Below are 7,729 nucleotides of genomic sequence, written 5' to 3'. Positions count from 1 at the left end.
TTTTAAACTGGCGTTGACAGTTGCACTTACTTCTTTTTTGGCGATGGCTGGCGTTTCTGGATATGGCCAGACCAAACGATATGTTGCGCTCCAGCCGTTTATCGTTAGAAAGCCTACAACTCCATTTTTATTCGGGTTGGGCAACTGAGTTAGGTCTGATGGGTAAATTATTGGGTATGTAACTTTTTGCCAACTTGCAGTTGTTGCTTTTGAGCTTTGAGTTTGTGGTCTCTCAACAACTCTTTGTCCCAGAGCCTTAGACATAAATTCAGCTGTGTCTCCTGCTGATCCAATCTTCAACGTAACTAGGTTACTGAACATGCTAGTTAATGAGTTAGTGGTATCATTCCCGTAAATTGACCTTAGCTGAGAGATTGCTTGCGTTCCTGCAATTGTACGCCCTCCTTGCGCTCTACCTAACTCTATCCAGCGCAACAACGCATTTGATTTTGGTAGGTTAGCTAGTTCATCAACGACTAAATAACATCGTTTACTCTTTAGGCTCGACAGGTGTTCATCAACCATCATGCTCATACATGAATGGAATAGTGGTTTACCTACAGATGGATATTTTTGATGAGCTTGAAGTATCAGTGTCGGCTTAGCTTTGCAGTTGTTTACCCAATAGTGAATTGAAAATTTGCTCATATATGATTTTGGCCAAGCCTTAGCAAGCGATTCAATCCAGCCCAATTCACTCTGCATAGTAATGAGGATGCTTTGTGTTGTACGATTGTTCTCTTCGACAAATCGCATGGCTTTTGGGGAATGTTGCTTTAACGTAGCTCTTAAGTTTACTTCACTAACGTTAAGAGCGTGGTATAGCTCAAGCCAACCCCAAGGCGCACTGCGGGCTTTCAGTGATTCAATGATCCCTACAAGTATCAGTCTTGCTGATTCACTCCAAATTCGATCTTTTGTCTCTGAAATGATGTGCTCTGCGAATCGAGAAGGGGCACTATCATGTTTCATATCTTCAGATATATTCCAAATTACACTTCTTTTGTCCCAAGGAGCAATCAGTAAGCTCTGGTTCTTAGAGTAGAATTTTTCCGTGTACTCTTGCTTTGCATCGAAAATAAAAACTTTTTGTTTAGTTGTGATAATTTGCTTCAAGAGACTGCAAATTATCACAGTTTTCCCTGAACCAGGTTGACCAGTTATAAGGATGTTACCAATTTCAGATTGTTGAGTTATTTGTATACAGGGATGGATATGTAGACCTTTTTTTGCACCGCCTTTAATTTCTAGTGATAACTGTTGTTTCGCATGCCTGTTAGCTTGCTTGCCATCGAGCCTCTTTGAGCCTGCAACGTGTCTTTCTACAGTTTTTCCACCTAACACATAGAAAGTGTTCATGCATAGCATAATACTTGTCGAAAATGCCACGATTAAGGGAAGTAGAGTGTGTGCGATGAAATCAACCTCTAGATTGTTACTAACTAGATATTCTCGATATGCTTGCCATATCGAGTTATCGTTTGAATAGAAACCAGCCATGATGTCTATCCAAATATTAAGGTGCTTTTCAATTGGTGCCCACGTTGTAAACCAGTCCCAGCTTATACAAATTACCAACATAGTTAGAACGCTTGTCAAACAAAGTGTTGATAAAATGATGACTCCCCAATCCTGATAAGGTTGTGAGGGTGGTAGCTCTTTTGTGCTCATAATAAGACCTCCTGACCAAGTGCAAGATTGATATTTATAACTGCTTCTGCTTTCTGATCTTCCGTTAATCCGACAATTTCGCAGTTAATCTCGAAAGTTTTTCGAAGTAGTTTTAATTCAAGTTGCTTTATAAGAACTTCTATAGGTTCTTGGTCAAACTGTCGGACAGTTGCAGCTCTGATGACTTCAGTTTTTGTTTGTCCCGTTCTATCTGCTTCTCTCAGAACCTTCGCGTCGAGTGCTGGGGGAAGTCTTATTCCAATTGTTTTACCAGTTAGCTCAGCCATAGAACACCCCCAATGACGGCTAGCATTGCTAGCGGTAGTAGTGAGAGTCTTTGGAGTCGACTTCGATTAAGCTTCGCTAGCAGAGCTGCTAGCGGCCAGATCTTTGATATACCGCCGCGATTTGTTTGAGTGGGCGGTGTTTGGCTATCACTACCAGTGCAAAGGGTCTGATATCCTCTAAGCTCAGGTACTGTGTTCTTGCGATAAATGCGTATTGCTCTCAAAACAAGAGGCATTTGATGACAAATTGGGCTGTAGTGACCTTGGTTAATTAGGTGCTTAACTGCATCAGATACAACATCAGGAACCATTGAATTATCAACATGGAAATTGTATTCATCTTCAGCGACTACAATTGCCCCTGCTAGTATGTAAGAAACCTCGTAAGATAGTTCCTCAAAGACATATTCAAGCTCCTGATGATGGTTTTCAATTATTTGTCGTGAGTACATTTTACGTCGAGTAGAAGTCTTCATTATTTACTCTCCTTACTCGGGACATTTGAATAATTAGATGGAGGTGATTTGTGATGGAAGAGTGGAGTTGATATTAAATGCCTTCTCTCTTCCATGAGTGTATCAACTAAGGTTTCTAAATCTTGATCTGTAGCTAGTGCTGCGATAAACGCGTCGACTTCATGTGTTAAGAAGCCAACAGAGCGCGCACCTAGAGGGATTGATGGAGGGAATTTCCCTAGATTAATATACCTGTGCAATGTTGCTTTCGAGAAAGGGATTCGAGAAAGTACTTGTTTTTTTCGTTCTATTTTAATGTGGCTGTTCATTTGTAATATGCCTTTACTGTTCATTTACAGAAAGCATATAACTAAGAACTTTATTCAAAAAAGAGGGGGGCTTTTGAGGTTTTCTAGTGAGGCACGATCAAGTTATTGATATAAAAGTTTTTATTTTTTGCCGTAGAGGCTAAAAAAGTGTCTACGGCTCTAACTTAATCAACAATTAGGAGCGTTTTTTCTCTGCTAGCTCTTCAAATTTTTCAAGTGAGCGGTTGAAAATGGCATCATGGTCATAGGTTGATTTTAGCTTATTGATTACCTTGTCAATATTATCGCTCAAACTGCCATGTTGCTCATGGTGGTACCTGAAGTATTTCTGAATGGAGAAATCTTGATACGTTTTATCTCCTTCGGAATAAGCAATGGTTGCTTGATGCATGCCTTCAAAAGTACGGTACTCAATATTTTGTATTATGCCATTATAAATCTTAGTGAAGTAAAGATGATCTTCTTCAACATTGATATAACCCCCACATTGTTCAGGATATAGGCACCGTCTAATGCATTCATTAATTTTAAAGTAACGATCTTCAATTGGTTTATATCTACCTTGCTCCCAAGATTCTCTTAAGTTGTCATCTGGAAGTAGATTAAGTTCTTGGCATAAACGAGAGTAGTATGTTTTGACATTTTCCTTATGCTCATAGTACCTCCTTAGTATTGTTGATTTAGATGTTCCAAGCTTCTCGCCCACAGCATTGAACGCTTCATTTTGACTTAAGTCTTCGGTCTTTTTTATCGCTTCCGTTTCATCGAAAGCTGTTGCAGGAGATATTAGCCTCCTTCTATTGTCCGCTGTTAAACCAAGACCATCAGTGAGTACCTTGACGGCATCCTCTTGGTCTTTTTTTGTTGAAGCTGCTAAAAGTTGTAAACCTGATTTAATGAATAGGTGGGGTAACGGTAGGTTGTCATTAATTCTGTCTGAATAGTCATCAAGATTAGAAAAAGATTCACGGAGTACATTGCCGATTAATAAAAGTGCTTTTGCTGCACAATCATGCGATAGAGTTCGCTCTTCAGCTATCCGTGTCGAGTTGGTTAGTAGGTACTCTTCCAATGAAGGGATCGTGTCTTCATCCAGTGAATAATAGTAATCTTTATGTTTAACTTTCATTAGTGTCTCTAGCGATAGTGAAGTGATTCTTTGATGCTTTTAGAATAAATTGGCTCCAGTAATCCATGATAGGTCGTCGCTTATCTACGTACTCTGCTCTGTTGTATGCCATCCGAATTTTATCTGTGCCTACATGTGATAAAACAACCTCTATAGCATCTTTATCGAAGTCGTAATCATCTTGCTCATTCAACAATGTACTACCAATCGATCTAAGGCCATGACTTACTAGATAATCGTTGAGGCCTGCATTTTTAATCGCATTGTTAACTGTTTGACTATTGATGTGATGGTTTGCTTTGGAGTGAGCTGGGAATACGTATCGGTTTTTGCCAAATGATATAGGTTTCAGTTGTTCAAGAATGGAGATGCTAGCTTCAGATAACGGAATTCTGTGAGCTTTGCTTTTTTTCATTTTGCTCTCAGGGATTACCCATAACTTTTTAGCAAAGTCGATTTCATCCCATTCAGCTAATGCTGCTTCGTTAGGCCTGACTAAGGTATGTAACTGAAATTCGAAAGCACAGCGTGTAATATGAGTCATATTTGATTCTGACATCTTTCGCATTACAAACCCCATTTGATCTGGGTGTACAGCTTTCATTGGAGTAGATTTCGGTTGTTTGAAAGCCTTTCTGATATTTGCTAGCTGGTTAAATTCGAGTAAACCGCTGTTAACTGCAAATGTCATTACTTCGTTTAACCGAGCGCAAACTCGTTTGAGCATGTCGAGTTTTGCTTCGGATTGAAGGTAGCCCAAGGTCTTAATTGCAACTGGTGCCGTAATGTCTGAAATTGGCAAGTTACCTAGATTTGGAAATATATGTAGCTCTAAAGAACGCCATATATCGGTCGCATGATCTTCTGTTACCGACCCTTTCTTAACGTCAAACCAAGTCGCAGCAACAGCTTTGAGAGTGTTACTGATTTTAATCTGCTCTTTGACTAGTTCATTATCACGATGAGTCTTCGGATCGATCCCTTGGGCTATTAGTTCTCTGGATGCTGCTGCTTTTTCTCGAGCGTTGGCTAAGCTTGTATCAGGATAGGAACCTAGACCGATATTCTTCCTTTTTTTCGTGATAGGGTGGGTATAGTTGAAAACCCAGTTTTTTGAATTATTGGGCTTAAGTCTTAGATATAGTCCATTGCCATCGCAGAGGGAGTATTCTTTTTCTCGGCATTTGGCATTTTTGACCTCTGTAGCCGACAAGGGCTTAACCTGTTTAGCCATAATCATGTCCTTTTTATGTAACACTAGCTTAAACTTGCTAGTTTGATGTTACATCAAGTGTGACATTAACGCTAAGATTCCGCGATTCCTAGTGAGACATATTGAAGTAAGTGAAAGTAGGTTTTACAAGGCGTTAGATACAAAAATGGGACATCCTGAGATGTCCCGTTCCAAACGTTTGGTGGAGCTGGCGGGAGTTGAACCCGCGTCCAAAAATCATTCATCATTGGTACTACATGCTTAGTCGATCTTTAATTTCACCAGCAACCTGCGAACCGACACGCTAGTTAAAGGCTAACCTGAATTGTTATTCGCGCTTTTCCTCTCAGGTGGGAGAATCCGCGCTAGCTAGTTTGGGTTTGATCTCTTATTGGTCCCCGTCTTACGAGCGGAAGCTAGGGTAAGAGAGCTCTGAGCAGGTTATTAAGCTGCTAGTGCGTAGTTTTCGTCGTTTGCGACTATTTTTTTGCGGCTTTTAACGTGGCCAACCGCCCCACGGCATGCACCTCAGACTTCAAAATTCCTGTCGAATCCTAAATCAGCCCCAAGTGTTATTTGCATAGTACCAGAAAAGCTTTGCCTGTCTAGCACTGTGCGTTTAAGTGCTTAAAATTAACGCAAATTACTCTTCATAATTCGTGCTTTATCTCTCGCCCAATCTTTTTCTTTCATATCAGTACGTTTATCGTGCAGCTTTTTACCTTTCGCTACGCCAACTTTAATCTTCGCCCAAGAGCGAGACCAGTAAAGTGCGGTTGCGACAAGTGTCATGCCTTCACGGTTAATACGACCGATAAGGTTGTCGAGTTCTTTTCTCGACATTAGTAGTTTACGGATGCGTGTTGGGTTCGCCACGATATGAGTACTCGCTTGAGTTAGCGGAGTGATCGTCATACCACTGATGAATGCTTCGCCGTCTCGGATGTAGACGTAGCTTTCTGCGATATTGGTTTTGCCTTCACGTAGGGATTTTACTTCCCAGCCTTGTAGCTCAAGCCCCGCTTCTATCTCATCATCGATGAAATATTCGTGGCGAGCTTTCTTATTAAGCGCAATGGTATTACTACCGGCTTTTGATTTTGATTTATTCTTTGCCATAATGGCCTCATTATACGGATTGCACCCTAGTTGGGGAATCCTTTTTATTTGCGCTCTGGCCCAATACAATTAAAATTGCAGTTTGTGTTAATGTAACGCTGTCTTTAACAGGAGTCTATATGCCAAAGGTTACTCGTTCAGCATTAGTGTCGTTTAGTGCCGACCAGATGTTCAGCTTGGTCAATGATGTTGCTCGTTATCACGAGTTTTTGCCAGGGTGTTCTGGTTCACGTGTGATCGAATCTTCAGATTCAACTATGGTAGCTTCAGTTGATGTCTCTAAAGCGGGTATCAGCAAAACATTTACCACATCGAACCGCTTAGCGGATGGCGCTGAGATCTTGATGGAGCTGGTGGACGGCCCGTTTAAAAAGCTGCAGGGTGGTTGGTATTTTACTCCGCTCGATGAGCAAGCGTGTAAGGTTGAGCTTAAGTTAGAGTTTGAATTCTCTAGCCGAATGATTGAAATGGCATTTGGTAAGGTTTTCAATGAGCTGACGAGTAATATGGTCAGTGCTTTTACTCAACGCGCGAAACAGGTCTACTAAGCCATGACTATTGAATCGGATATGATCCACGTAGAGGTTGTGTTTGCACTTCCGCATGAACAGCGTGTGTTTACTTTAGTAGTAAACAAGCACGCGACCGTTGAAGAGATCATTGCGCAGTCTGGCGTTTTGGAATTGTACCCAGAGATCGACTTAGCAAAAAACAAGGTTGGCGTATTCAGCCGCAACGTTAAGCTAGATGCGACGGTTCGCGATAAAGATCGTATCGAAATCTACCGAGCACTGTTAGCCGATCCAAAAGAGATCCGCCGTAAGCGTGCTGAGCAAGCGAAAGCAGCCGCAGCTAAATCGTAGTGCTAAAAAAATTCGACTAAGAAGAGAGCTCGCAATGTTGGCGAGCTTTTTTGTGCCTGTTGGTTAGACACGCAGCTAATTTGTTAGCAGATATTAAAAAGCCTGCTCATGTGAGCAGGCTTTTGCGATTCATACCTTGTCGACTGATAGTTTTGTCGACTGGAAAGCTTTATCAGCTGAGAGCTTTGTTGACTGAAAGCTAGCGAAGGCTTTCGAAGAACTCATCACTGGCTTCAAAATCACCATTGATCGTTACTAGAGTGCCAGTGGCATCAAAGTTCACGACAAGGTTTTTCTGGATAGGGTCGTTATGGCCTTTTTGGTGGTGGTAAATGTAGTACCACGTATCTGGGTAGCCATTTTCGATAAGCATAGGTGAGCCCATAACGTAACGAACTTGTGTTTTTGTCATGCCAAACTTGAGCTGATCGACAGCTTCTTGTTCAACATAGTTACCCTGATTGATGTCAATTCGATAAACCAACTTCTCTAGTAGAGAGCAACCGGTCAACATTGTTAGTGCAAGTGGAACTGCAACTAACCACTTTTTAATTCGCATAGTTTGAGATCTTTCTTCGCTAAAATACTGCCTGATAATAAACAAGCTCCAGCAAGAAGTAAAAAGCTCCTTGCGCTTTGAGCTTGTTATGACTGGCAATTTTG

10 protein-coding genes and 1 other RNA gene are annotated in these 7,729 nt (G+C 41.2%); 2 read left to right on the top strand and 9 right to left on the bottom strand.

The annotated features are described in order from the left end of the window. The 8 genes from AB4589_RS15120 to smpB all read right to left on the bottom strand — a co-directional run. Positions 1 to 1,671 (bottom strand): type IV secretion system DNA-binding domain-containing protein (locus tag AB4589_RS15120; protein WP_372100978.1); only part of this gene is annotated, 1,671 nt, incomplete at its 3' end. After that, positions 1,668 to 1,958, bottom strand: a complete 291-nt coding sequence (locus tag AB4589_RS15115) for a hypothetical protein (protein ID WP_372100976.1) — start codon at positions 1,956 to 1,958, stop codon at positions 1,668 to 1,670. The genes AB4589_RS15120 and AB4589_RS15115, both read right to left, overlap by 4 nt. Continuing rightward, positions 1,946 to 2,434, bottom strand: a complete 489-nt coding sequence (locus tag AB4589_RS15110; RefSeq protein ID WP_372100974.1) for a hypothetical protein — start codon at positions 2,432 to 2,434, stop codon at positions 1,946 to 1,948. Before AB4589_RS15110 ends, AB4589_RS15115 begins: the two co-directional genes overlap by 13 nt. After that, complete coding sequence (locus AB4589_RS15105; protein WP_372100972.1) at positions 2,434 to 2,742, bottom strand: helix-turn-helix transcriptional regulator; 309 nt, start codon at positions 2,740 to 2,742, stop codon at positions 2,434 to 2,436. The genes AB4589_RS15110 and AB4589_RS15105 overlap by 1 nt, the downstream gene beginning before the upstream one ends. 175 nt (positions 2,743 to 2,917) lie before the next feature. Beyond that, positions 2,918 to 3,871: a hypothetical protein gene (locus AB4589_RS15100; RefSeq protein ID WP_372100970.1), complete on the bottom strand. Its 954-nt coding sequence runs from the start codon at positions 3,869 to 3,871 to the stop codon at positions 2,918 to 2,920. Continuing rightward, entirely contained in the window at positions 3,861 to 5,105 is a 1,245-nt protein-coding gene (locus tag AB4589_RS15095; RefSeq protein WP_372100968.1) for an integrase arm-type DNA-binding domain-containing protein, read from the bottom strand. Before AB4589_RS15095 ends, AB4589_RS15100 begins: the two co-directional genes overlap by 11 nt. 179 nt (positions 5,106 to 5,284) lie before the next feature. Further along, positions 5,285 to 5,651: a transfer-messenger RNA gene (gene ssrA / locus AB4589_RS15090) on the bottom strand. 66 nt (positions 5,652 to 5,717) lie between these two features. Beyond that, entirely contained in the window at positions 5,718 to 6,203 is a 486-nt protein-coding gene (gene smpB / locus AB4589_RS15085; RefSeq protein ID WP_004735156.1) for an SsrA-binding protein SmpB, read from the bottom strand. 119 nt (positions 6,204 to 6,322) lie between these two features. Between smpB and AB4589_RS15080 the strand changes: the two genes are divergently transcribed. Together AB4589_RS15080 and AB4589_RS15075 are read left to right on the top strand one after the other, a co-directional pair. Beyond that, the gene (locus AB4589_RS15080) at positions 6,323 to 6,751 is read left to right on the top strand and encodes an SRPBCC family protein (RefSeq protein WP_004735157.1); all 429 of its coding nucleotides are present in this window, start codon (positions 6,323 to 6,325) and stop codon (positions 6,749 to 6,751) included. Positions 6,752 to 6,754: 3 nt separating this feature from the next. Then, positions 6,755 to 7,066 (top strand): RnfH family protein, encoded by a 312-nt coding sequence (locus AB4589_RS15075; RefSeq protein WP_009848325.1) that lies wholly within the window; start codon positions 6,755 to 6,757, stop codon positions 7,064 to 7,066. Positions 7,067 to 7,265: 199 nt separating this feature from the next. On the opposite strand, the gene bamE is transcribed toward AB4589_RS15075, so the two are convergent. Further along, complete coding sequence (bamE, locus tag AB4589_RS15070; protein WP_009848326.1) at positions 7,266 to 7,625, bottom strand: outer membrane protein assembly factor BamE; 360 nt, start codon at positions 7,623 to 7,625, stop codon at positions 7,266 to 7,268. Positions 7,626 to 7,729: the final 104 nt, after the last annotated feature.

Source organism: Vibrio sp. 10N.222.49.A3 (genome assembly GCF_041475145.1).
Classification (GTDB): domain Bacteria; phylum Pseudomonadota; class Gammaproteobacteria; order Enterobacterales; family Vibrionaceae; genus Vibrio; species Vibrio tasmaniensis_A.
This window is presented reverse-complemented; position numbering and strand designations above follow the sequence as displayed.